The organism is Rahnella sp. PAMC25617, from assembly GCF_050606005.1.
Classification (GTDB): Bacteria; Pseudomonadota; Gammaproteobacteria; order Enterobacterales; family Enterobacteriaceae; genus Rahnella; species Rahnella variigena.
In genome coordinates, this window is record NZ_JBOCUM010000014.1 from 258428 (window position 1) to 281073 (window position 22646).

Annotated in this window: 19 protein-coding genes; 12 read left to right on the forward strand and 7 right to left on the reverse strand. The window is 52.0% G+C overall.

The window, feature by feature from the left end:
- The first annotated feature begins 84 nt into the window (after positions 1-84).
- Complete coding sequence (glgX, locus tag ACM615_RS18410) at positions 85-2367, forward strand: glycogen debranching protein GlgX (RefSeq protein ID WP_112288679.1); 2283 nt, start codon at positions 85-87, stop codon at positions 2365-2367.
- A gap of 17 nt (positions 2368-2384) precedes the next feature.
- Here glgX and ACM615_RS18415 read toward each other — a convergent pair whose 3' ends face one another.
- Entirely contained in the window at positions 2385-2999 is a 615-nt protein-coding gene (locus tag ACM615_RS18415) for an FMN-dependent NADH-azoreductase (RefSeq protein WP_431012299.1), read from the reverse strand.
- A 124-nt stretch (positions 3000-3123) separates the two neighbouring features.
- Here ACM615_RS18415 and ACM615_RS18420 point away from each other — a divergent pair, with 124 nt between their 5' ends.
- A complete protein-coding gene (locus ACM615_RS18420; protein WP_431012300.1) occupies positions 3124-4026 on the forward strand; it encodes a LysR substrate-binding domain-containing protein in 903 nt (300 codons plus the stop codon).
- 22 nt (positions 4027-4048) lie between these two features.
- Here ACM615_RS18420 and apbE read toward each other — a convergent pair whose 3' ends face one another.
- Both apbE and smrA read right to left on the reverse strand, forming a co-directional pair.
- Positions 4049-5098, reverse strand: coding sequence for an FAD:protein FMN transferase ApbE (gene apbE / locus ACM615_RS18425; RefSeq protein WP_431012301.1), 1050 nt, complete (start codon positions 5096-5098; stop codon positions 4049-4051).
- Positions 5099-5210: 112 nt separating this feature from the next.
- Positions 5211-5777, reverse strand: coding sequence for a DNA endonuclease SmrA (gene smrA / locus ACM615_RS18430; protein WP_112288683.1), 567 nt, complete (start codon positions 5775-5777; stop codon positions 5211-5213).
- A gap of 213 nt (positions 5778-5990) precedes the next feature.
- On the opposite strand from smrA, the gene ACM615_RS18435 reads away from it, so the two are divergent.
- Together ACM615_RS18435 and ACM615_RS18440 are read left to right on the forward strand one after the other, a co-directional pair.
- Positions 5991-6806, forward strand: coding sequence for a mannosyl-3-phosphoglycerate phosphatase-related protein (locus ACM615_RS18435; RefSeq protein WP_159281155.1), 816 nt, complete (start codon positions 5991-5993; stop codon positions 6804-6806).
- A gap of 120 nt (positions 6807-6926) precedes the next feature.
- Positions 6927-8147: a glycosyl transferase gene (locus tag ACM615_RS18440; protein WP_112288685.1), complete on the forward strand. Its 1221-nt coding sequence runs from the start codon at positions 6927-6929 to the stop codon at positions 8145-8147.
- 78 nt (positions 8148-8225) lie between these two features.
- Here the strand turns inward: ACM615_RS18440 and ACM615_RS18445 are convergent, their stop codons facing one another.
- Positions 8226-9251 carry a TerC/Alx family metal homeostasis membrane protein gene (locus ACM615_RS18445; protein ID WP_129638264.1) on the reverse strand — a complete coding sequence of 342 codons (1026 nt, stop codon included), beginning with the start codon at positions 9249-9251 and terminating at the stop codon, positions 8226-8228.
- Between the two features lie 431 nt (positions 9252-9682).
- Between ACM615_RS18445 and ACM615_RS18450 the strand changes: the two genes are divergently transcribed.
- The gene (locus ACM615_RS18450; RefSeq protein ID WP_013575564.1) at positions 9683-10438 is read left to right on the forward strand and encodes an FNR family transcription factor; all 756 of its coding nucleotides are present in this window, start codon (positions 9683-9685) and stop codon (positions 10436-10438) included.
- Positions 10439-10593: 155 nt separating this feature from the next.
- Complete coding sequence (uspE, locus tag ACM615_RS18455; RefSeq protein WP_112288687.1) at positions 10594-11553, forward strand: universal stress protein UspE; 960 nt, start codon at positions 10594-10596, stop codon at positions 11551-11553.
- Between the two features lie 91 nt (positions 11554-11644).
- Here the strand turns inward: uspE and pntB are convergent, their stop codons facing one another.
- Together pntB and pntA are read right to left on the reverse strand one after the other, a co-directional pair.
- Positions 11645-13036 carry a Re/Si-specific NAD(P)(+) transhydrogenase subunit beta gene (gene pntB / locus ACM615_RS18460; protein WP_129638265.1) on the reverse strand — a complete coding sequence of 464 codons (1392 nt, stop codon included), beginning with the start codon at positions 13034-13036 and terminating at the stop codon, positions 11645-11647.
- 9 nt (positions 13037-13045) lie between these two features.
- Positions 13046-14575, reverse strand: a complete 1530-nt coding sequence (gene pntA, locus ACM615_RS18465; RefSeq protein ID WP_431012302.1) for a Re/Si-specific NAD(P)(+) transhydrogenase subunit alpha — start codon at positions 14573-14575, stop codon at positions 13046-13048.
- 537 nt (positions 14576-15112) lie between these two features.
- On the opposite strand from pntA, the gene ydgH reads away from it, so the two are divergent.
- Positions 15113-16066 carry a DUF1471 family protein YdgH gene (gene ydgH / locus ACM615_RS18470; protein WP_431012303.1) on the forward strand — a complete coding sequence of 318 codons (954 nt, stop codon included), beginning with the start codon at positions 15113-15115 and terminating at the stop codon, positions 16064-16066.
- Positions 16067-16142: 76 nt separating this feature from the next.
- Here ydgH and ACM615_RS18475 read toward each other — a convergent pair whose 3' ends face one another.
- Positions 16143-17255, reverse strand: a complete 1113-nt coding sequence (locus ACM615_RS18475; RefSeq protein WP_431012304.1) for a dipeptidase — start codon at positions 17253-17255, stop codon at positions 16143-16145.
- Positions 17256-17505: 250 nt separating this feature from the next.
- On the opposite strand from ACM615_RS18475, the gene ACM615_RS18480 reads away from it, so the two are divergent.
- Genes ACM615_RS18480 through ACM615_RS18500 form a run of 5 tightly spaced genes read left to right on the forward strand, consistent with a single transcriptional unit; the run spans position 17506 to position 22646 of the window.
- Positions 17506-19101 (forward strand): ABC transporter substrate-binding protein, encoded by a 1596-nt coding sequence (locus ACM615_RS18480; RefSeq protein ID WP_129638267.1) that lies wholly within the window; start codon positions 17506-17508, stop codon positions 19099-19101.
- Positions 19098-20111, forward strand: coding sequence for an ABC transporter permease (locus ACM615_RS18485; protein WP_112288693.1), 1014 nt, complete (start codon positions 19098-19100; stop codon positions 20109-20111). The genes ACM615_RS18480 and ACM615_RS18485 overlap by 4 nt, the downstream gene beginning before the upstream one ends.
- Entirely contained in the window at positions 20108-21034 is a 927-nt protein-coding gene (locus ACM615_RS18490; protein WP_431012305.1) for an ABC transporter permease, read from the forward strand. Before ACM615_RS18485 ends, ACM615_RS18490 begins: the two co-directional genes overlap by 4 nt.
- Positions 21034-21864 carry an ABC transporter ATP-binding protein gene (locus ACM615_RS18495; protein ID WP_095922004.1) on the forward strand — a complete coding sequence of 277 codons (831 nt, stop codon included), beginning with the start codon at positions 21034-21036 and terminating at the stop codon, positions 21862-21864. Before ACM615_RS18490 ends, ACM615_RS18495 begins: the two co-directional genes overlap by 1 nt.
- Positions 21861-22646, forward strand: coding sequence for an ABC transporter ATP-binding protein (locus ACM615_RS18500; RefSeq protein WP_112288696.1), 786 nt, complete (start codon positions 21861-21863; stop codon positions 22644-22646). Before ACM615_RS18495 ends, ACM615_RS18500 begins: the two co-directional genes overlap by 4 nt.

The following is a 22646-nucleotide window of genomic DNA, read 5'->3' on the forward strand; positions in this document are numbered from 1 at the left end:
TCGTTGTTATCGTCTGTGCATGCGCAGATGGCCCTCTTTCGGCATTTTTTTGTCAGATTTCCCTGAAACGGAGTGACGTCAAGTATGACAAAGGCCCGGTCAAGCAAGACAAGTAAACCTACCGCCACAACGGAAGAAGTTCGCACAGTTCCTTCACATGCTCAGGTTGATATCGCCGTGGATGAACTCGGCGTGCGGATTATCCATCCCTACAGTGACGGCGAAATTGTTCGCAGTTTCGATTCCGGACACACCACCCGCGTCCGTGAAGGATTGCCCGTGCCGCTGGGTGCAACGTGGGACGGACTGGGTGTGAACTTCGCCCTTTTCTCGGCGAATGCCACTAAAGTCGAGCTGTGTCTTTTCAATGAAGACGGCGAACAGTACGACGTGATTGAGCTACCGGAATATACCGATGAGGTCTGGCATGGTTATCTGCCCGATGCCCGTCCTGGCCTGCTTTATGCCTATCGTGTGCATGGCCCGTATGCACCGCACGACGGACACCGGTTTAATCCCGCCAAACTGCTGCTCGACCCGTATGCTAAACAGATTGTCGGTGAGCTGAAATGGGACGATGCGCTGTTCGCCTATGATATGCAGAGCCCGAAAAAAGACCTGCACATTGATAACCGCGACAGCGCAGAGTTTCTGCCCAAGTGTCGTGTAATCGACCCGGCATTCTCATGGGCTCGCTCTCGTAAAAGACACATTCCGTGGGAAAAAACGCTGATCTACGAAACGCATGTTCGCGGTTATACCATGCGCCATCCGGCGGTTCCCGAACATCTGCGCGGAACGTTTTCCGGCATGAGTACCCCGCACATTGTGGAATACATCCGCTCGCTGGGCGTGACGTCAGTCGAGCTGATGCCCATTCATGCATTTACTGATGACCGGCATTTGCAGGACAAAGGGCTGCATAATTTCTGGGGGTATAACACACTCAGTTTCTTTGCACCGCATCCGCAGTATATGGCGACGCAGACCGTAAATGAGTTCAAGCAAATGATTGCCACCCTGCACGCCGCCAATATAGAGGTGATACTGGATGTGGTGTACAACCACACGGCGGAAGGAAACGAACTCGGGCCGACGCTCTCTTTTAAAGGCATCGATAACGCCAGTTATTACCGGCTGATGCCGGACAATAAACGTTATTACATTAACGATACCGGCACCGGAAACACCCTCAATCTCAGCCATCCACGTGTGCTGCAAATGGTTACCGATTCACTGCGTTACTGGGCGACAGAAATGCAGGTCGATGGTTTCCGCTTTGATCTGGCTACCATTCTCGGACGTGAAAGTTACGGTTTCGACGAAGGTTGTGGTTTTCTCGACACCTGCCGTCAGGATCCGATCCTCAGCCAGTGCAAACTGATTGCTGAGCCGTGGGATTGCGGTCCCGGCGGCTATCAGGTTGGCGGCTTCCCGCCGGGGTGGATGGAGTGGAACGACCGTTTCCGCGATACGGTGCGCAAATTCTGGCGAGGTGATGAAGGCCAGCTGGCGCAGTTCGCCACACGGCTTTCCGGTTCAGCGGATTTGTTCAATCACCGTGGCCGCAAGCCCTACGCTTCAGTGAATTTTATTACCGCGCACGACGGTTTTACGCTCAATGACTGGGTTTCGTATGCCAGCAAACACAACGAAGCCAACGGCGAGAATGGTAAGGACGGCAGCGATAACAACATCTCGGCCAACTACGGTGTGGAAGGCCCGAGTGATGATCCGGCCATCAATGAACTCCGGTTACGGCAGATGCGCAATATGCTGGCGACACTGCTGCTTTCACAAGGTACGCCGATGCTGCTGGCCGGTGATGAGTTTGCGCGGTCGCAGAATGGCAACAACAATGCCTATTGTCAGGACACTGAGATTGCGTGGATTAACTGGAATATCGAAGAAAAAGGTCAGGCGTTACTGCTGTTCACTTACCGGCTGATTGCGCTGCGTAAACGCTTCCCTATTTTACATCGCGGGCGCTTTCTCACCGGTGCGGTTCACGAGAAGCTGGGCGTGAAAGATGTCAGCTGGTTCCAGCCACAGGGGCCGGAAATGACCGATGCAGCCTGGAAAGATCCGCACGCCAAATGCATTGCAATGCTGCTTGACGGTCGCGCACAGCCGACTGGTTTACTGCGTCAGGGTTCATTAAGTACGGTCCTGCTGTTGTTTAACGCCTCACACAAAGACGTGGTGTTCACGCTGCCTTCCGTTGCACACGGCGAAAGCTGGCGGCATATTTTCGACACCTTCCAGCCGGATGACGTTAACGAACATAATTTCGAATTCGGCCGCGAGTATATCTGCACATCCCGCACCGTGGTGCTTTTCGAGCTGATAAGTACCTCGAAACACTAAAATCGGGCAGCGCTGTTTCAGTGACCGAGGATCTGAAGCAGCGTTTCCCTTCCCTCTGCCAGCCCTTTCTCACGTCCAATTGCCTGACGGCTCACACCTTCAGCACGAATAATATAGCAATCCGCTACGCCCATCAGTTCCAGAATCGACGCCAGATACGGCTCCTGAAAATCATGCGGAAGTGTTTCCGGTGTGCTGTAAACGCCACCGCGACTTGAGGCAACAAAAGCCGTTTTGCCTGGGATCAGCCCGACTACACCCTGCGGGGTATAACGGAACGTTTTGCCTTTCTGACAGACCTGATCCAGCCACGCTTTCAGGTTGCTCGGAATGGAGTGGTTATACATCGGAGCGCCAATCACCAGTACGTCGCAAGCGATAAGTTCTTCGATTGACTGATAAATCCCGTCGAGTTCGGCCTGCAACTCTGGCGTGATCGTCACATCCTGCGCGTTGTGTAGCAGGCTCATGGCCCCGGCTGAAAGGTGCGGCGGTGGCGCAGTACCGAGATCGCGATAGGTTACGCTGGCGTCCGGATGGCGTGAACAAAGTTCCGTGACAATCATCGCCGAGAGTTCACGGGAAACGGACTCGTTAATAAACGGGCTTGAATCGATATGTAATATTTTCATTTTTAAATCCTGTTGGCAGATGTTCTGCGGAATGAACACAGGATAATCGTTGTTGATATGGCGTGAAATATCTAATATGGCAACATATCGTTGCCATTTTGCAACGATGAATATGAGAAGGCAGATGAACGATAATCTCAATGATATGGCGCTGTTTGCCGCCGTCGTCCAGCATCAGGGATTCACCGCCGCGGCGCGGGCGCTGGGCGTTTCAAAATCCCTGCTCAGCCGCCGTATTGACGCACTGGAAAACCGTCTCGGGGTCCGGCTGCTGCAACGCACTTCCCGCCATTTTTCCGTGACCAGTGTCGGCGAGTGCTACGCCATCGAATGCCAGAAACTGCTGCAACAGGCGCAAACGGCACAACAGGTGATTGACGATTTACAGCAAAATCCCAGCGGATTGTTGCGGGTTTGCACGCCGGTAATGATGGCGGAAATGGTCGTGGCTCCGCTGATGACCGAGTTTCTGACACGTTATCCGGCTATCACGCTGGAACTTCTGGCTATTAACCGCAGTGTGGATCTACTCGGGGAAAATTTTGATGTGACGATACATTCGCACAGCGAACCTCTGGAAGATTCCGGTTTGTACCGCAAACCGCTCGGGACGCTGAAATATGTGCTGGTTGCCAGTCCGGCGTTTGTTGCGGCATTACCTGCGCCGCCTTCTGTGGATCAACTGAGTTATCTGCCAACGCTGGTGCGCAAAACACCGTGGGCCGGTTCACAGTGGGAACTGGCTCATCCGCAGGAAGGAACGCGAAAGGTGTCATTAACCCCCCGCATGATCAGCAATAATTTACTGGTTTTACGTCAGGCGGCGGTGGACGGCATGGGCATCGCGCTGTTGCCGGAAATGGCATGCAAAAAAAGTCTGCACGACGGCAAATTAATGTCCCTGCTACCTGACTGGCAAACGCAGCCGTCCTCCATTTCTGCGTTGTATGCCAGTCATAAAGGCCAGTCACCCGCGCTGAGGGTGTTTCTGGATTTTCTCTCAGAAAAACTGCACGGGGCGCTGTAGTCCGCAGATTCAGTACGCGGAATTATTCCGGGTCTTTCAGATAGGCTTTGAACTGCGGCGACATATAACTTTTGAACGTGTCACCTTCTTTGGTGATCAGATACACGGCCAGATGCTGTTTTTCCGCCAGCGCCAGCGCTTTATGCGTGCCCAGCACCATCAGTCCGGTATCCCATCCATCGGCTTCCAGCGCGGTGGGCGCAATCACCGTCGCGGATACAAGCTTGTGCGTGATCGGCGAACCCGTGGCGGGATCAATAATGTGCGAAAGGCGTTTGCCATCCAGTTCGTAATAATTGCGATAGCTGCCGGACGTGCTGATACCCATGCCCTGCAAATCGACAATCGCCTGCACGGCCGTTTCTTTATCCGTTGGCTTTTGAATCGCTACCTGCCACGGATTGCCCTTCGCATTATGTCCGCGGGACACCACCGCACCGCCCACAGACACCAGATAATTACTGATGCCATTGCCTTCAATCAGCCGCGCCAGATGGTCCGTGGCGTAACCCTCGCCGACCGTTGAAAGATCCACGTACATTCCCGGCAAATCTTTTTGCAGATACTGTCCGTCGCTTTGCTGGATCACTTTCAGATGCTGTAATCCGGTCAGTTTACGTGCTGCGGCAATCTGATCAGGCGTCGGCGTTTTAACCGGTTGTTTGTCAGGCCCGAAGCCCCAAAGATTGACCAGCGGGCCAACGGTGATATCCATCGCGCCGCCGGTCAGCATTCCGATGCGCATAGACGTGACAATCGCATCGGCCATGCCTGCGCTGATGGGTTGCGGCACGCTGCCCTGATACTGATTAAAGCGCGAAAGCACCGAGTCTTCTTTGTAAGTCGAAAGCTGGTGATCATCTTCTTTAAGCTGCGCCTCGATTTGTTCGCGCAGCGCGGCTTCACGACTTTTATCCACGCCTGCCAGACTGACGCGGTAAAACGTCCCCATGGTTTTACCTTCAATCACCATCGTCTCGCTCTGTTCAGCCGCTTTACGGTCACAGGCAGATAAAAGAGTGACGCCGCAAAGCAACAGCGCGCAGCGCAAATAAATCGGTTTCAGGAACATGCAAATAACTCAATTAAGTGCCCGTTACCGGGCATGGAAAAGTGTCAGGACAGTAAGGGATAGCGCTTAAACCACGCGGCAACAAACGTTGACTTGGCCGGATCCGCGAGTATCAGCGGCTGCGTTTGGCGTGGCGTTCCCAGTTTTCCTGTTTCGCCTGCGCAGATTTTTTCAGCGCGACATAACAGGCACCGGCACCGCCATCTTTTTGAATGGCCACACAGAACGCCTGAACATCATCAAGCTGTTTCAGCCATTTGGCGAGATAACTGCGCACAATGTTGGCATGACTTTCATCATCACGGCCACGACCGTGGATGATCAGCAAAGTACGCAGATTTTCGGCCTGTGCCTGGCAGAAGAACGTAAATAGCTCCTGACGACACTGTTCAACGGGTTTGCGCAGCAGATTCAGGCTGGCTTCCAGCGGGTATTTTCCCTGACGAAGTTTGTCGAGAACGCCCTGCTGAACACCGTCATGCTTATACCCGAGCGGTTCGTCGCACGGCTGGATATTCAGAAAGCCGGTGGTCAGCGGATTTTCACGTTTTTCCGTTACCTCTTCGCTGCTGACCTTCTGTCCGGTGGTTGAGTTTTTGAGGTAGACCACCCGTTTATCCGACGCCAGTGGCTGAACTCCGGCCATTTCCTGACTGAATAAATCATCATCTTCGCTCATCTGCTTACCTCTTTCTCAGCGGTGGGACTGCTGCAAATTATCCCTGTAAACCTCCTGCGGGTAAAGCTGCCAGCAAACGAGTCTGCGGCGGTAAAAAATCCTGAAATGGCGGCGCGGTCAATAAAACTCATTTTTCTATCTATACTTAGCTGCTGGGACAGAACTAAATCGTTAAAGATTTGCGTCTGTTACCGGCTGAATTGAGGAGAAAAGATGCCTTACCTTGACGATCCCTTGATTATTTTTACTGACCTTGATGGCTCCCTGCTCGATCATCATGATTACAGCTGGCAACCGGCCCAACCCTGGCTGGATAAACTTTCGGCGGCAAAAATTCCGCTTATTCTGACGACCAGCAAAACGCCTGCTGAAGTCGCGACACTGCAGTCGGCTTTGCACCTGACGCACCAGCCTTTTATCGCTGAAAATGGCGCGATGATCCATCTGCCGCCGGACTGGCGAACCGCTGATGAAGTCCCGTTTTATATCAACGGCGCGGGTTACAGCGAAATCCGCCAGACGCTGGTCGAATTGCGTCAGCGTTACGATTTTGAGTTTCGCGGGTTTGGTGATGTCACACCAAAACAAGTCGCCGTCTGGACGGGTTTATCGGAGCAGGAAGCAGATCTCGCCATGCAGCGCGTGGCGTCCGAACCGCTGGTCTGGTTTGGTAATGATCTGGATTTTGCGCATCTGAAAAAATGCCTGGCCCGCGAAGGTCTGGCACTCACCCGTGGCGGACGGTTCTGGCATGTCATGGCAGCCGGTGCAGGTAAAGGTCAGGCTGTGCAATGGTTGTCTGAGCGCTATCAGCAAAAACGCGGGCAACCGGTTATCAGCATCGGTCTTGGCGATGGCCCGAATGATTTATCCATGCTGGAGGTGGTGAATTACGCGGTGGTGGTTAAAGGCCATCATGACCATGAAATGCCGCTGCATCGTGACGATATCTCAGGAGTTTTTCGTACCAGTGAATTTGGCCCCCATGGCTGGAGTCAGGGGCTGAGTCATTTTATCCCCCTTCTTTAAAGGGCAAATTTGAAGAGGTAATGGCCTTTATTAATAAATTGTTTTCACATTGTTTATCGTTCTGTATTTACAGAGAAGACTTCCAATAATTTTATCAATTCTAAAATTGGAGAATACCGTATGAGCGATTTTTATCAGGATGGAGTCATTACCAATTTTCATAATCTGACTAACCGCAAAGTCGAAGAACTGGAATACGATTTGCAGGTTTTTTCAGGCCGCCGTTCAATGGGATTAATATTACCGTCACTTTTTTCAGAACTTGAAGGTCCTGCACTGACCCGTATTGTGGATGAGCTGACCAAAGTCCCTTATCTGGAGGAGATCGTTATTGGGTTAGATCGCGCTGATCGCGATCAGTTTTTATTTGCGCGTGAATTTTTCTCCCGCCTTCCGCAGCGCCACCGAATTTTATGGAATGATGGCCCGCGCCTCAAAGCGCTGGATGAAGAGCTGAAAAAAGAAAATCTTTCACCGAATGAGCCGGGCAAAGGCCGCAACGTGTGGTTCTGTGCCGGTTATACACTGGCATCGCGGCGCACGTCGGTAGTCGGGCTGCATGATTGTGACATTGTCACGTATAGCCGCGATATGCTGGCCCGCCTGATGTATCCGGTGGCGAATCCCAACTTCCATTACGATTTCTGTAAAGGGTATTACGCCCGCGTCGCCGACGGAAAATTCAATGGCCGCGTGGGACGTCTTCTGGTCTTCCCGCTGCTGAAATCGCTGCAAATTGTTTACGGTCACTCTGACTTTCTGGAATACCTGCGTACCTTCCGCTATCCGCTTTCCGGCGAATTTGCGATGCGCACGGACATTCTGAATGACCTGCGTATCCCGAGCGACTGGGGCCTGGAAATTGGCGTACTTTCAGAACTTCATCGAAATACGGCGACCAAGCGTATTTGTCAGGTCGATATCGCCGATACCTACGATCATAAGCACCAGCCGATGTCCGAAGATGATGCGACAAACGGGCTGCAACGCATGAGTATCGATATCACCAAGGCGCTTTACCGCAAGATGGCGATCCTTGGTGTGAATATCACCAGCGAATCTTTCCGTATCCTCAAAGCCACCTACTATCGCAATGCGCTGGATATGATTGACGGGTTTGAGAATGACGCAAAAATGAACGGATTATCGTTTGACCGTCACAGCGAGGAATCTGCCGTGGAACTGTTTTCAGGCGCGATTATGGAAGCCGGTCAGGCATTTGTGGATACGCCGAGCGAAAAACCCTTTATCCCGAGCTGGAGCCGCGTACAGTCTGCCTTCCCGGATATGCTGGATCGCATTCACGAAGCGGTGGAAAAAGATAACGAGGGTGATGTGTAGCGCCGGCAATTTCTCTCTCCGCACAAAGCAAAAACGCTGCATTCGCAGCGTTTTTTTATATCGATACGTCAGCTCACGCTATGCGGCTTCTTTTTTTCCGGGAAACAACAAGCTGGCAATAATGCCCAGCGCAAGAACACCCAGCACCACGTAGAGGCTGGCTAAGGCGCTGATTTCAACCCCGTGATGCCACAGATGATTACTGGAATTCAGTGCCAGTTTCGCCGCCACAAAGAACAGCAGGAAAATCACTGATTTCTCAAGATGCACCAGATATTTGCGCAATGCCTCGAGCACGAAATACATCGTACGTAAACCGAGTACGGCAAACATCATGGCGGAATAAACAATCAGCGGTTCGCGGCTGACGGCGATAACCGCAGGCACGCTGTCGAACGCAAACATCAGGTCAGAAATCTCAACCACGGCAATACACAACAGCAACGGCGTCGCGTAACGCACGCCCTTTTTCACGGTAAAACTGAAGCCCTGATTTTCAGGCTTTGCCAGCTCAGCTTCGACCTGTTCACTGCTGACCAGAAAATGCGGGCCGACCAGTTTTGGAAACACCGGGAAGAAACGGCGAACCAGCCGGTTGGCGATATGATCTGAGTAATCATCATTTTCTTCGTCATCATTTCCTGCACGCATCATCAGGATCGCTGTCCAGAGGATCACCACGGCAAACACCATTTCGACCCAGGGTCCGAGCGCCAGCAAACTGGTGCCGATCACCACGAAAATCCCACGGAACACGATTGCGCCAATCACGCCCCAGTACAAAATCCGGTGACGATAACCGTCAGGCACTTTGAACCAGGCGAAAATCGCCATAATCACAAACAGGTTATCGATGGAAAGCACCTGCTCCAGCGCATACCCGGTGAGGAAAAGACTCGCGACTTCTTTGCCATGATGGACATATAAAAACGCGGCAAAACTCAGGGAAACGGCAATCCAGAACAGTGTCCATAAAGAGGCACTTTTCAGGCCAATCGGCTTGTGGCTGCGGTGCGCAAAGATGTCAGTTAACAACGCGGCGACCGCCACGACGACAAAAACAATGGTTGTTTCCAGCGGAAAACCCAGGGAATCGGACTGCATGACACCTTTCCTAAAAGTAAACGAATGCTAAACGAAGGGAGCATTGTAAGCGGTTGTGAGGAGAATGGGTATCAAAGTCGATCCGGTTCAGTGTTTATGCCATAATCCTCTGCCGCATATTTCAGGGTTCATCAGGGCTAAAATAAAGCAAAACGGGCGAAAAAATTCATTCTTAGCCTGCTATAAATTGATTTAAAGCCTTTATTTTCTCCGCACTAAATATTCCCCCCATCAATAAATTGATCCTGATTTAAAGCTCATTGATTCTCAATTCGGCTTAATTGCATGTAAAGATCAATTTTTTATTTAAAAAAAACCTTTTAAAATCGGGGTTTTTTAACATTTCGCTCTTTTCGCTCCTTTAAGCTACTTATCACTCGGCGTAAAAGATGTTAAAATTGACCCATATCAATATTGCCAGAGTGACTCTTATGATCCCGGAAAAGCGTATTATTCGACGTATCCAATCTGGTGGCTGTGCGATCCATTGTCAGGACTGTAGCATTAGCCAGCTTTGTATTCCTTTCACGCTTAATGAGCATGAACTTGATCAGCTCGATAACATTATCGAAAGGAAAAAGCCGATCCAAAAAGGTCAGGCATTGTTTAAAGCCGGTGATGAATTGAAATCCCTGTATGCCATTCGTTCCGGGACTATCAAAAGCTACACCATTACCGAACAAGGTGACGAGCAAATTACCGGTTTCCATCTGGCAGGCGATCTAGTCGGCTTCGATGCTATCGGTGGCTTGCAGCATCCGAGCTTTGCTCAGGCGCTGGAGACCTCAATGGTTTGCGAAATTCCTTTCGAAACCCTGGACGATTTGTCCGGTAAAATGCCGAATCTGCGTCAGCAAATGATGCGTCTGATGAGCGGTGAGATTAAAGGTGATCAGGATATGATCCTGTTGCTTTCGAAGAAAAATGCCGAAGAACGTCTGGCGGCATTTATCTATAACCTCTCCCGCCGCTTCGCTCAGCGTGGTTTCTCTCAGCGCGAATTCCGCCTGACGATGACCCGTGGCGATATCGGTAACTACCTCGGGCTGACTGTAGAAACCATCAGCCGCCTGCTCGGCCGTTTCCAGAAATCAGAAATGCTGAGTGTTAAAGGTAAATACATCACGATTGAGAATCATGAAATGCTTTCTCAGTTAGCCGGTCAGTCTGCTCCGGTCTCTGCCTGATCTGTCAGGCTCCCGCCTGACAATTATTGCGTCGGATCATCAAGGAATAATTTGTTGATCCGACTCAATTTCTCCGCTATCCGATTGCTTAATCTTGGTTTACTCTGTACTTAATACACTGACCGCCGTTCTCTTACAGGTGTTAAGGAGTCCCCATGGCTAAGTATCAGAATTTACTCGTTGCTATCGACCCCAATCAGGATGACCAACCCGCGCTTCGTCGTGCCGTTTATCTGGTGCAACGTAACGGCGGCAGCATCAAAGCCTTTTTGTCGATTTATGATTTCTCCTATGAAATGACCACCATGCTTTCGCCAGATGAGCGAATCGGTATGCGGCAAAGCGTAATCAGTGAACGGGAAGAATGGATTAAAGAACAGTGTCGCTACTATGTCGAAGCGGGTATTCCGATCGACGTTAAAGTGGTCTGGCACAACAAACCTTTCGAAGCCATCATTCAGGAAGTGATTGCCGGTAATCATGATTTGCTGTTGAAAATGGCCCACCAGCATGACCGTCTTGAATCTGTCATTTTCACGCCTACGGACTGGAATTTACTGCGCAAGTGCCCTTGCCCGGTCTGGATGGTCAAAGACCAGCCGTGGCCTGAAAGCGGTAAAGCCGTTGTCGCCGTTAACCTTTCCAGTGAAGAACCCTATCATGACCCGCTCAATATCAAACTGGTGAAAGAAACCATCGAGCTGGCCTCACACGTTAATCAGACGGAAGTCCATCTGGTCGGCGCGTATCCGGTCACGCCGATTAATATTGCCATCGAACTTCCTGACTTTGACCCAAGCGTCTATAACGATGCTATCCGCGGTCAGCATCTGATTGCGATGAAAGCATTGCGACAGAAATTCCAGCTTGACGAAAAATTCACACACGTGGAAAAAGGCTTACCGGAAGAAGTCATTCCTGACCTTGCAGAGCATTTGCAGGCAGGTGTGGTTGTTCTCGGTGCGATTGGCCGTACCGGTCTTTCTGCGGCGTTTTTAGGCAACACCACGGAACAGGTGATCGACCATCTGAAATGCGATTTGCTGGCCATCAAACCGGATGATTTTGAATGTCCGCTGACATTCGATGACGAAGAAGAGGATGACGACGAGTAATCTGTGAGAATACTGTCTGAGAATAATCGCTCAATCGCGCACAAAAGAAAGGCCAGTCAACTGACTGGCCTTTTTCATTGCGGCTCAGGAATTAGAGAGCACGCAGGATTTTCTCAACGCTTTCTTTGGCATCGCCAAACAGCATCTGAGTGTTTTCTTTGAAGAACAGCGGGTTCTGCACACCGGCATAACCAGTATTCATTGAACGTTTGAAGACAATCACGTTCTGCGCTTTCCACACTTCCAGCACCGGCATACCGGCAATTGGACTGCGTGGATCTTCCTGTGCCGCCGGGTTCACGGTGTCATTTGCACCGATAACCAGCACAACATCGGTATCGCTGAAATCGTCGTTGATTTCGTCCATTTCCAGCACGATGTCATAAGGCACTTTCGCCTCAGCCAGCAGAACGTTCATATGGCCCGGCAAACGCCCTGCAACAGGATGAATACCGAAACGAACCTTGATGCCTTTAGCGCGCAGTTTGGCGGTAATGTCATGCACTGGATACTGTGCCTGAGCCACCGCCATACCGTAGCCCGGGGTGATGATCACTGAGCTGGCGTTTTTCAGCAGCTCAGCCACATCTTCCGCGCTTGCCTCGTGATACTCACCCATTTCTTCAGCGTCGCCCGTAGAAGAGCCATCAGTACCGAAACCACCGGCGATCACGCTGATAAACGAACGGTTCATCGCTTTACACATGATGTAAGACAGAATTGCACCTGAAGAACCCACCAGCGCACCGGTGACGATCAGCAGGTCATTGCTGAGCATAAAGCCCGCTGCCGCCGCTGCCCAACCGGAATAGGAGTTCAGCATGGACACTACAACCGGCATATCCGCACCACCGATGGATGACACCAGGTGCCAGCCGAACGCCAGAGCGATGATGGTCATGATCAGCAATGCAACAACCTGCAGACCGACGCTTTCGGTGCGAACAAACATCACCATCAGCAGGAAAGAAACAACCAGCGCAGCCAGATTCAGTTTATGACGATGCGGCAAAGCCAGCGGTTTGGAAGAGATAATCCCGCGAAGTTTACCAAACGCCACAATCGAACCGGTAAAGGTCACCGCACCGATGAAGATACCGAGGAATACTTCGGTCAGATGGATGTTTTCCATCACGCCTTCCATCGGCACCGCACCGTGATCCAGATAGCTGTTAAAGCCCACCAGAACCGCAGCCAGACCCACGAAGCTGTGCAGAATGGCAACCAGCTCAGGCATTTCTGTCATTTCGACTTTACGTGCCAGATAAACACCAATCGCACCACCGATCACCATGGCGACGATGATCCAGCCAACGTTACCGGAGTCAGGTCCAAGAATGGTCGCGATTAACGCGATGGCCATCCCGGTGACGCCGAAAATGTTACCCTGTTTTGATGTTTCATGTTTTGACAGCCCGGCAAGGCTGCAAATAAACAGAATAGCGGCAACAATATATGCTGCTGTAACTAAACCCCCAGACATATATTCCCCTTAGTTCTTACGAAACATCTTCAGCATGCGCTGAGTGACGGTGAATCCGCCGAAAATATTGATACTGGCAATCAGCACGGCAATAAAAGACAGGAAACTGACCCATCCGCCATGACCGATTTGCAGTACGGCACCGACCACAATAATCCCCGAAATGGCGTTAGTGACCGACATCAGCGGGGTATGCAGCGCATGGCTGACATTCCACACCACGTAGTAACCGACCACACAGGACAGCGCAAACACCGTAAAGTGAGAGAGGAACTCTTTCGGCGCCACATTCGCCAGCCAGCCAAACAGCACAATGGCAACGGCCATGATGATGAATTTGGTCCACGGAGACGCGGGCTTAACTTCAGCTTTTGCTACCGGCTCAGCGGTTTTCGCAGCCTGCGGCTGAGCAGAAACCTGAATCAGCGGTGCCGGCCAGGTTACTTCACCGGCTTTCACCACGGTCACACCGCGCACAACGGTATCTTCAAAATCGATTTCGATTTCACCGTTTTTCTCTTTGCACAGTAATTTCAGCAGGTTAACCAGATTGGTGCCGTAAAGCTGGGAGGACTGCGTCGGCAGGCGGCTTGGCAAATCGGTATAACCGATAATCTTCACGCCGTTTTCTGTAGTGGTAATCTGGTCTGCAACCGTCAGTTCACAGTTACCGCCCGTCTGGGCTGCCAGATCGACAATCACACTGCCCGGTTTCATCGAAGCGACCATCTCTTTGGTGATGAGCTTCGGTGCAGGACGTCCCGGGATAAGCGCGGTGGTCACAATGATGTCTACTTCTTCGGCCTGGGCTGCGAACAGCGCCATTTCCGCTTTAATAAAGGCTTCTGACATCACTTTTGCGTAGCCGTCACCGCTGCCCGCCTCTTCTTCGAAGTCCAGTTCCAGGAACTCCGCACCCATACTTTTTACCTGTTCCTTCACTTCAGGACGGGTATCAAAAGCACGGACGATAGCGCCGAGGCTTCCTGCTGCGCCAATGGCAGCCAGGCCAGCCACACCGGCACCGATGATCATGACTTTCGCCGGCGGCACTTTACCCGCAGCAGTGATTTGCCCGGTAAAGAAACGACCAAATTCATGGGCGGCTTCCACAATCGCGCGATAACCCGCGATGTTAGCCATTGAGCTCAGAGCATCAAGAGATTGTGCGCGGGAAATACGAGGCACAGAATCCATTGCCATTGCCGTCACCTGACGGTCAGCCAGTTTTTGAATCAACTCAGGGTTTTGCGCAGGCCAGATGAAACTGACCAGCGTGGTGCCTGCTTGTAATTTATCGATTTCATCGTTTTCAGGCGCATTCACCTTCAGCACGATATCTGATTGCCATACATCATCGCCGCTGACGACAGATGCACCCGCCAGTTCATAAGCTGCATCGTCAAAGCTGGCTAATTTACCGGCTCCCTGTTCGATAGCGACCGTAAAGCCGAGTTTAAGCAACTGTTCCACCGTCTTCGGCGTGGCTGCAACCCGGGCTTCATTGGTCAACCGCTCTCTTGGTACACCAATACGCATAGTATTCCCTTCACCCTTTTCATTGATGATTTATGTCATCGTCATAACAATTCAACTTCACGCCTGCCGGTTGATAGTAAGCCCCGGTTTGTATTTTTTCAGGCCGCTTATAACCTACTGAATATCTAATCAATAATCTACGTATCACAGCGATAGTCAGACAATTAATAATAAAAAAATTGATATGGGCCGCAAACCTGCTGCAAACCTGAGTAAACAGGCCTTTAATCCACCTGATAACCTGCTTTAAACCCGATCTATCACTGAGAGTTTCTCTACCTTAACCCGCTCAGAACGGGCATAAAAGTTAGAAAATAGTGAATAATTAACATTTATTTCACTACTTGGATTATTCAACAAACTTATATAAGTTATACCTGGTAAAAAAAGTCGCTGTTATCGTCGGTGGCGCACGCATTATTGCCATAAATTGCTGAGACACTCGGCATTGTTACATGCAATAATCGGCCGCTAACCTGTTACACATCAAGAATTCAGCACGTTTCAACATTACTGCGCAAGGTGAAAGGATTTTTTATGAAGCTGACAAAAACGATCATCGCATCGGCCCTGTTTTCTGTTTCTGCGCTGTCGGCTGCACATGCCGCGCAGGAAATTAGCCCACAGAAAGCTGCAGCCATTAAGCCTTTTGATCGCATTGTTATTACCGGGCGTTTCAACACGCTGGGCGATGCGGCTGATGCCGTGTCCCGCCGTGCCGATACGCTGGGTGCAGATTATTTTTATATTCAAGATACCAACAGCACTAACAATAGCGGTAACTGGCGTGTAGTGGCAGATATCTATAAAAAAGATGCGCCGGAAGTGAGCAAAGATCCCCATTATCGCGTCATTAATGGCGTGGTAGAGCTGCCGAAAGACGTCGCTTATGGACTTGAGCCTTTTGATACTGTGACTGTCAGCGGTTTCTATCGCAGCCAGCCAGACGTTAACGATGCCATTACAAAAGCGGCCAAAGATAAAGGGGCTTATTCCTTCTTCATCGTCCGCCAGATTGATGCCAACAGCGGCGGCAACCAGTACATCACTGCGTTTATTTATAAGAAAGATGCGCCAAAACGCGTGGTTCAGTCACCTGATGCTATTCCTGCCGATTCTGATGCAGGCCGTGCAGCACTGGCAGCCGGTGGCGCAGAAGCGAAGAAAGTTGAGATCCCAGGCGTGGCATCTTCCGGCAGTCCAAGCCGTGAAGTAGGCCGTTTCTTCGAAACGCAGTCGTCTACTGGTAAACGTTACACCGTCACAGCAACCAACGGCGCGAAAATTCAGGAAGTGAATGACGTGACCGCCGCTCAGATGGTGCCGTTTGACTCCACGACCTTCACCGGTCACTTCAACAGCACCACGGATGTTTCACAGGAAGTGGCAAACCGTGCAGCTGCCAAAGGTGCCAAGTTCTACCACATCACTCGTCAGTGGCAGAACAAAAGCGGTGGCAACCTCACCGTCAGCGCAGACTTCTTCAAATAAGTTTGAGCCCGAAACAGCAAAAAGGCAGCCAGAAATGGCTGCCTTTTCTTTTGCCGCGAACATTTTTCCCGCAACCTTACTGCCCCCAGGTGCGTTCCAGCACATTAATCCAGTTCTTGTAACAGATTTTCTCCAGCAGCGCCTGGCCATACCCCGCTTTACGCAGTGCCTCAACTAACACCGGCAAACCGCGCACGTCCTTCATAAAGGGTGCCATCGATGCTCCGTCAAAATCCGAACCGAAGCCCACGCCATCCTCACCCAGATGTTCAACCAGATAATCCACATGACGCACCATAATGTCTGTGCCGGTATCGTCGCTGCGTTTGCCGTCTTCACGCAGGAATGGCACAGCAAAATTGAGCCCGACAAAACCGCTGCTTTCATTGATTGCGCCAAGCTGTTTATCAGTGAGATTACGCGACATCGGGCATATGCTGAACGCATTGGAATGGCTGGCCACCAGCGGCGAGTCGCTCAGTTCAGCCACCTGCCAGAACCCTTTTTCGTTCAGATGTGACAAATCAATCATGATGCGTTTTTGGTTACAGGCTTTGATCAGCCGGATACCCGCATCGGTCAGCCCCGGCCCGGTGTCCGGCGACGTCTGGTATTTGAATGGCACACCCTCGCCGAAAATGTTCGGGCGACTCCAGACTGGCCCGAGAGAACGCAGCCCCATGCTGTAAAGCACATCCAGATTATATAAATCCTCATCTATCGCTTCCGCCCCTTCGATATGCATAACCACAGCTAATGCATGGTTATCTATCGACTGTCTGATTTCCTGCGCGGTACGACAAATTTTCACCTTTCCTTGCGACTGTTCTTCGATTCTGAGCAGGAACGCCATCATGCCAAATGTGACGTCACGTGCAAAATCGAAAGAAGGTGTCGGGGAAAAATCAGGATGCTTTTGAGTACCTTCCGGCAGAAAACGGGTGTCCACAGTACGATCAGGCACGCTAATTGCTAGATCTACTTCAGGAGTAGGCACCCAGGCGGCGAAAAGCCCGCCGGCAAAGCCTGCGTCACGACAGCGCGGCAGGTCTAATTGTCCGCTGGCGGGTCCCTGAAGGAATGACTGTGCAGGATCCTGACGATGTTCGTTCCAAAGTTGTAGCAAAACATCGTTATGTCCATCAAAAACCGGCATTAATTCTTCAGTTCCGTGCGCTACGTTATTCATAAAAAAGGTCTACCTTTGATTGAGCATGGCTAAGACAACGGAGATATGTTCCGACAGGGTGCACTCACCGCGTGAAATTGCACCAGCAAAGAACAAGCACAGTACGCTTCACATTAGTTTTTTCGATATGAAACGTCGGGATGTGTAAAGCAACGGTTTTTCATTTAAGCCAGTTGCCCGGAGTTAAGTCAAGGGTTGGCCAACGTAATTTTTAATTTTACTTTTATATATCAACACGATGGGAGTAGTTATGGTTACCAGGCGTCAATTTGTTACCGGTTTTTCCGCAATACCTGTTCTGTCCTACCTGAAATTCGATGCTGTGTTTGCTGCCACACCAGCCTCAATTCTGGTGATGGCTATCCAGCTTGATATCATTACCAGCCTTGATCCGCATGAAAGCTTCGAGTCCGTGGGCAGTGAAATTACCGGCAATATGTACCAGCAACTGGTGAAACCAAAACTGACCTCCCCTGATGAAATCGAAGGCGATCTGGCTGTTTCATGGACCGCTTCCGACGATAAAAAAACCTTCACGTTCAAACTCGATCCGAAAGCAAAATGGGCCGACGGAAAACCTGTCACTGCCGAAGACGCCGCATTTTCCCTGCAGCGTGTGGTGAAACTCGACAAGAGCCCGGCCTACATCATCAACCAGTTTGGCTATACCAAAGATAACGTCGACAGCCTGATTACCGCGCCGGACGCCGAAACGCTGGTGATCCAGACCACTGAACCTGCTTCTGAATCCTTCCTGCTGTATTGCCTGACCGCGAACGTGGGCAGTATCGTGCAAAAATCTGCCTGCCTGGCCAATCAGGCGGGTGATGATTTGGGTAACGCCTGGCTGAAGAAAAACAGCGCCGGTTCCGGTGCTTTCAAACTGCGCGACTGGAAAGTCAGCGAATCCGTGATTCTCGAAAGCAACAAAAACAACCCGCACGCAGGCAAAATCCAGCGCATCATCATGCGTCACATCATCGACCCTTCTGCCCAGTTGCTCATGTTGCAGAAAGGCGATATCGATATTGCGCGTAACCTGACTACCGAACAGTTACGTCCTCTGTTGAAGGACAAAAACTTCACGCTGGTACAGAAAGGCATTGCCGGCACCTTTATGCTTTCTGCCAATACCGCGCATCCGAATCTTGCCAAACCGCAAGTCTGGCAGGCGATCAAATGGGCAATCGATTACGAAAACATCCAGCAGCATATCGTGCCGCTGACCCACAAAATCCATCAGAGCTTCCTGCCGGAAGGTTTCCCTGCGGCGGTGAATACCATTATGTACAAACGTGATGTGGCAAAAGCCAAAGCGCTGCTGGCCGAAGCCGGTTTCCCGAACGGTTTTGAAATCACCCTCGATCACTACTCCGCCTCGCCTTCTTCTGACATCGTGCAGGCATTGCAATCGAACCTCGCCGAAGTCGGGATTAAAGTCACGCTGCTGGCTGCCGAAAGCCGTCAGGTGCTGACTAAAATGCGTGCGCGTCAGCAGCAACTGGCGATGACCCAGTGGGGGGCGGATTACTTTGACCCGAACTCCAACGCAGAAGCCTTCTGCAGCAACCCGGATAATACCGACAAAGCCAAGAGCCGCACGCTGGCATGGCGTTGCAGCTGGCAGGATAAAGACATTTCAGATCTCAGCACCAAAGCGCTGAAAGAATCGGATCCGGCCACCCGCATCAAACTCTACGAAGAGTTGCAGACCAGACATATGGAAAACAGCCCGTTTGCCATCATGTTGCAACCCACCATGACCGCCGCCTGCCGCAACGTGATTTCCGGCGTGGTATTAACAGTAATGAGCACCAGCCCTTACGAGAAGGTTGTTAAAGCGTGAGCAAGAGACTCAAAGGATTTCTGAGTACCTGCATCAGCGTTTGTCTTACTTTGTTTGGTCTGTCGGTGGTGACTTTTTTCATCGGTCGCGTGATGCCGACAGACCCGGTTCTGGCTGCGGTTGGCGATAATGCCCCGCAGGCAGTCGTCGAACGGGTTCGTCATGAAATGGGGCTGGATCAGCCCCTCTGGATGCAGTTCTTCCATTATCTCAGTCAGGTATTTCACGGTGACTTAGGCCGTTCTGCCCTGACCTCCAATCTGGTGACGACCGATATCGCGCGCTTTTTCCCGGCAACGCTGGAACTGGCGACGGCGGCCATTATTATCGCCGCTATTGTCGGTATTCCGCTGGGCGTCTGGGCGGCAACGCGTCAGGGCAGCTGGATTGATCAGACGATCCGCGTGGTATGTCTGGCCGGTCACTCCCTGCCGGTGTTTGTGCTGGCGCTGCTCAGCCTGCTGATTTTCTATTCCGCGCTGGGTATCGCGCCGGGGCCGGGACGTCAGGACATCATCTATCAGGACATGATCCCGCAGGTCACTGGTTTGCTTACCGTGGATTCGCTGCTGGCCGGTGACATGGGCGCATTTTGGGATGCCCTTGCGCATATGGCTCAGCCGGTGCTGATCCTCGCGTATTTCAGCATGGCTTACATCACCCGCATGACCCGTACTTTTATGCTCAACGCACTCGGCGGGGAATATGTGATAACGGCCCGCGCCAAAGGGCTTTCTGCGCAACGCGTCATCTGGAAACATGCTTTCCCGACAGTCGGCGTGCAGCTGATTACGGTGCTTGCACTAACGTATGCCGGTTTGCTGGAGGGCGCAGTAGTGACTGAAAACGTCTTCTCCTGGCCCGGCCTCGGGCAATACCTCACCGTCTCGCTGATGAATGCGGATATGAACCCGGTGATCGGCTCCACGCTGCTGATTGGCGCGATTTACGTGCTGCTTAACCTGCTGGCCGACCTTCTCTACCGACTATTGGATCCCCGCGTAAAATGAGCACTCTTCCTGTCACACCTCAACCCCGTGCGGGCAGCCACGCCTGGCTGCTGGCGGATACACCACATACACGGACACAAGCCGTCTGGGGCCGTCGTTACCGCATCTGGCTTGGTCTTCGCAAAAATCCGCTGGCCGTTACCGGTCTGTTCACCGTGCTGATCGTCCTGCTGATTTCCATCTGTGCGCCGTGGCTGACCAGTTACGATCCGGGTGCGCAGGATCTGGCACACCGTCTGGCAAAACCGTCTTCCCTGCACTGGCTGGGTACCGACGAACTGGGACGCGATACCCTGAGCCGTATTCTTTATGGCGGACGTATCACGCTCGGGATGGTGATTATTGTGGTAGCGATTGTCGCCCCGCTCGGCCTGCTGATTGGCTGCGTGGCCGGTTACGCGGGCGGATTGCTTGACCGTATTCTGATGCGCATCACCGACATTTTCCTGGCATTCCCGCGTCTGATCCTGGCTCTGGCCTTTGTGGCTGCACTCAGGCCTGGTATCGAAAGTGCCATTCTGGCGATCGCCCTTACTGCCTGGCCGCCTTATGCACGCCTCGCCCGCGCGGAAACTATGCAGGTGCGCGGCACAGATTATATTGCCGCCTGCCGCCTGACCGGCGCGACACCGGCGCGTATTGTGCTGCGCCATATCATGCCGTTGTGCGTACCCAGTCTGGTGGTGCGCATCACGCTGGATATGAGTTCGATCATTATCACCGCTGCCAGCCTGGGTTTTCTGGGGATGGGCGCTCAGCCGCCGTCGCCGGAATGGGGCGCAATGATTGCCACTGCGCGCCGTTTCCTGTTCAGCGAATGGTGGGTGCCGCTGATCCCAGCCATTGCGATTTTTGTCACTTCACTGGCGTTTAACTTCCTCGGCGACGGCCTGCGCGACGTCCTCGATCCTAAGGAGAAATGATGCTGGTTGATATCAAAGATCTGCATATTACCTTTCAGACCAACAGCGGCAGTTTCGACGCAGTTCGCGGCGTATCACTGTCACTGGGTAAAGAAAAGTTCGGAATTGTCGGCGAGAGCGGCTCGGGGAAATCCCTGACCGCACGTTGCCTGATGAACTTGCTACCTTCAAGTGCAAAATGCCGTGCTGAAACGCTGTCTTTCGACGGTATTGATTTGCGCAACGCCAGTGAAAAGCAGATGCGGCAGATACGCGGCAAACGCGTCGGATTTATTTTGCAGGATCCGAAATACTCGCTCAATCCGGTCATGCCCATTGGCAAACAGGTGGCGGAAGCGTGGCAGACGCATAAAGGCGGTTCGAAAAAACAGGCAATGAACGCCGCCATAGAATTGCTGGATCAGGTGCGTATCCGCGACCCGCATAAAGTCGCCGAACGCTATGCGCATGAAGTGTCCGGCGGTATGGGCCAGCGCGTAATGATTGCCATGATGCTGGCGCCAGATCCCGAACTGATGATTGCCGATGAACCGACCAGCGCGCTGGATGCCACCGTGCAGGCCGAGATTTTGCGTCTGCTGGATGATCTGGTTTCCAGTCGCGGCATGGGACTGATTCTGATCAGCCACGATTTACCGCTGGTATCCAAATTCTGCGACCGCGTGGCCGTGATGTACGCAGGCCGTATCGTCGAAACATTACAGGCGGGCGACCTGCTGAAAGCGCAACATCCTTACACCCGCGGGCTGCTGGAATGTCTGCCGTCGCTGAAACATCCGCGTGACAGACTGCCGGTTCTGGTGCGTGACGAAGCATGGAAAACCTCATGACTGACCAATCCCCTCTTTTCTATCAGGATGCAGATAACAGCAAAATTATTCTCAACAATCTGCGGATTGCTTTTGGCGAGACCGAAGTGGTCAAAGGCGTCAGCTTCAGCGTTGCGCCGGGCGAATGCTTCGGGATTGTCGGCGAAAGTGGCTCCGGAAAATCCACCATTTTACGCGCGCTGGCCGGACTGAATCAGTCGTGGTCAGGAGAAATGGTGATCGGCGGTGAAGATCAGCTGCCGGTACGCCAGAAACGCTTCTTCCGCCGCGTGCAGATGGTGTTTCAGGATCCGTACGGTTCGCTGCATCCGCGCCAGACCATCGACCGCATTCTCAGCGAACCTTTGATCGTGCATGGTTTTCTTAACATTGAGAAGCGCATAACCGATGCCCTGAGCGAAGTGGGTCTGCCGCAGGCGGTACGTTTTCGTTTCCCGCATCAGCTTTCCGGCGGACAGCGTCAGCGTGTCGCCATTGCGCGGGCAATGATTTCGGAACCGGAAATTTTACTGCTCGATGAACCGACTTCGGCGCTGGATGTGTCGGTACAGGCGGAGATCCTCAACCTGCTAAGCGACCTGCGTGAACGGCGGAAACTGACTTATATTCTCGTCAGCCACAATCTGGCCGTGGTAACGCATCTTTGCACCAGCATTGGCGTAATGATTGGTGGTGAAATGGTCGAGCTTCTGAGCGCAGACGATTTACGGACGGGCAACGTCACCCACCCGCATACAGCAGAATTACGATCGTTAAGTCTCAGTTTAGAGGAGCCCGAATAA

Excerpts from the sequence above, each read along its gene's own strand:
- ACM615_RS18475 (WP_431012304.1), bottom strand. The coding sequence starts at position 17,255 with ATGAATAACGTAGCGCACGGAACTGAAGAATTAATGCCGGTTTTTGAT.
- pntA (WP_431012302.1), bottom strand. The coding sequence starts at position 14,575 with ATGCGTATTGGTGTACCAAGAGAGCGGTTGACCAATGAAGCCCGGGTT.
- ACM615_RS18445 (WP_129638264.1), bottom strand. The coding sequence starts at position 9,251 with ATGCAGTCCGATTCCCTGGGTTTTCCGCTGGAAACAACCATTGTTTTT.
- ACM615_RS18420 (WP_431012300.1), top strand. The coding sequence starts at position 3,124 with ATGAACGATAATCTCAATGATATGGCGCTGTTTGCCGCCGTCGTCCAG.
- ACM615_RS18450 (WP_013575564.1), top strand. The coding sequence starts at position 9,683 with ATGATCCCGGAAAAGCGTATTATTCGACGTATCCAATCTGGTGGCTGT.
- ACM615_RS18435 (WP_159281155.1), top strand. The coding sequence starts at position 5,991 with ATGCCTTACCTTGACGATCCCTTGATTATTTTTACTGACCTTGATGGC.
- ydgH (WP_431012303.1), top strand. The coding sequence starts at position 15,113 with ATGAAGCTGACAAAAACGATCATCGCATCGGCCCTGTTTTCTGTTTCT.
- ACM615_RS18440 (WP_112288685.1), top strand. The coding sequence starts at position 6,927 with ATGAGCGATTTTTATCAGGATGGAGTCATTACCAATTTTCATAATCTG.
- smrA (WP_112288683.1), bottom strand. The coding sequence starts at position 5,777 with ATGAGCGAAGATGATGATTTATTCAGTCAGGAAATGGCCGGAGTTCAG.
- ACM615_RS18490 (WP_431012305.1), top strand. The coding sequence starts at position 20,108 with ATGAGCACTCTTCCTGTCACACCTCAACCCCGTGCGGGCAGCCACGCC.
- glgX (WP_112288679.1), top strand. The coding sequence starts at position 85 with ATGACAAAGGCCCGGTCAAGCAAGACAAGTAAACCTACCGCCACAACG.
- ACM615_RS18415 (WP_431012299.1), bottom strand. The coding sequence starts at position 2,999 with ATGAAAATATTACATATCGATTCAAGCCCGTTTATTAACGAGTCCGTT.
- pntB (WP_129638265.1), bottom strand. The coding sequence starts at position 13,036 with ATGTCTGGGGGTTTAGTTACAGCAGCATATATTGTTGCCGCTATTCTG.
- ACM615_RS18500 (WP_112288696.1), top strand. The coding sequence starts at position 21,861 with ATGACTGACCAATCCCCTCTTTTCTATCAGGATGCAGATAACAGCAAA.
- apbE (WP_431012301.1), bottom strand. The coding sequence starts at position 5,098 with ATGTTCCTGAAACCGATTTATTTGCGCTGCGCGCTGTTGCTTTGCGGC.
- ACM615_RS18495 (WP_095922004.1), top strand. The coding sequence starts at position 21,034 with ATGCTGGTTGATATCAAAGATCTGCATATTACCTTTCAGACCAACAGC.
- ACM615_RS18480 (WP_129638267.1), top strand. The coding sequence starts at position 17,506 with ATGGTTACCAGGCGTCAATTTGTTACCGGTTTTTCCGCAATACCTGTT.
- uspE (WP_112288687.1), top strand. The coding sequence starts at position 10,594 with ATGGCTAAGTATCAGAATTTACTCGTTGCTATCGACCCCAATCAGGAT.